This window comes from Paenibacillus sp. OK003 (assembly GCF_900109515.1).
Taxonomy (GTDB): domain Bacteria; phylum Bacillota; class Bacilli; order Paenibacillales; family Paenibacillaceae; genus Paenibacillus; species Paenibacillus marchantiae.
The window spans coordinates 1-1,544 of the sequence record NZ_FOBD01000040.1; the positions used below are offsets into that span (position 1 = coordinate 1).

Genomic DNA, 1,544 nt, shown 5'->3' on the forward strand with positions numbered 1-1,544 from the left:
AAAACCAGCTAATGTTTGTCAAGCATTTCTTGTTGGATGAGTTCTTTTTTCGTGTTATACTTTTTCCGACCAACACGAATAACCTCCACTGCTATGGAGGTTTTGGTTAAATATGGGTTACGCTTGGTAGGGCTGGCTCTTCTGCAAGATGGCGAAAATGTGATGCAACAGCTTGTTTGCGCAGGCGATCACGACCACCTTGTAGGGCTTGCCCTCTTTTCTTTTTTTCTCGTAATACGAACCAATTTTTGCATTCACATTCTTTCGCATTCCGCATTGTACCGCTAAATATAGCGAACGTCTGAGCCTTTTAGAGCCTCGTTTCGTTATTCGTGTGCTTGTCGCTGTAAACTTCCCTGAACTGAAAATTCCCGGATCAAGACCCGCAAACGCCACGAGTTGCTTGGCATCCCTAAACTGCCTGACATCACCTATTTCAGCTACTATGGCTGCAGCTAGTTTCATTCCGATTCCCGGGATGCTTTTCACGAGTTCGACTTCAGGTAGGTTGGTCGCGATGTTCTCCATTTGCTTTTCGAGCTCGTCCAATTGCCGGATCAACGTCAGCAATAACTTAACCATCCCCAGCAGGGCTTGGCGTTGTGATGGGCTACGCCGAGTTTCTCCCCAGTCACCCAGTACTTCCTCCAGTTTTCTGACTTTTTCAATGACCCATTGCTTGGAACGAGACTTTCCCGTGCTGCCCTGAATCACTTCAATCCAATCCGCTGTACCTTCTTCTAAACAACAAGCCAGTACCGTTAATGACGTTGCGGAAAATACATTCGAAAATAACCCTTCGTACTCCGGAAACACTTGCTCAAGTAAGGCTCTGCTGTTCAGTTTGGCCTGCACAAAGATTCCTGTAACAAATTCATGCTGCCGGGTCAAATGCTGCAGTTCCGTAAACGTCTCATCCCAGGTCCGGTGCGGCTTCACGTCGCCACGGTAGTACATCTCAGCCAGATGCCAAGCATCCAGGGCATCCGTTTTCACCTTGCGTAACTGCGTGCCTTTGGCTCGTTTGGATTGCAGCGGATTGACAATGTAGTACGTATAGCCGCTTCGATCCAGATACGAAACCAATGCACGATGGTAGTGTCCTGTCGCTTCCAGAACCACTACTGGAGCGAGCCCTGTTTCGATCTGAAGCATGTCTAGCATACCCGAGAATTGTTCAAATCCACTCTTTTCATGCATGATGTCTACAGCTTTGCCAAACGGCTCATTTCGTTTCCTAAACGCCTGTGCCACACTCGAACCTTTGGCCACATCCACACCAACAACAGGTTGCAATTTCCTCACTCCTTGTCTTGAATTTCGCCGGCCTTTCCACGATGGTTCCAAACCCATAGCTTCGCTTGTTATACGAGGTCCATGGCCTCTACCAGCTCAAACATGGTCTTTTGGAGGTCGTGGGAGAACTGTTTTTGTTTCGAGGTCCAAGCCTCTAAAGCCGCCACGTTCTCCCGGCTCCCCCCATCGTAAAACGACCACAAAAAAAGGCCAACCAGTAATTACTGGCTAACCTGATAATACGAAAA

Annotated in this window: 1 protein-coding gene; it reads right to left on the bottom strand. The window is 48.1% G+C overall.

Annotated features, from left to right (window positions below; all coding sequences use genetic code 11):
- Nucleotides 1-117: 117 nt before the first annotated feature.
- Nucleotides 118-1,296: an IS110 family RNA-guided transposase gene (locus BMW94_RS30030; protein WP_091002251.1), complete on the bottom strand. Its 1,179-nt coding sequence runs from the start codon at nucleotides 1,294-1,296 to the stop codon at nucleotides 118-120.
- Between the last annotated feature and the right edge of the window lie 248 nt (nucleotides 1,297-1,544).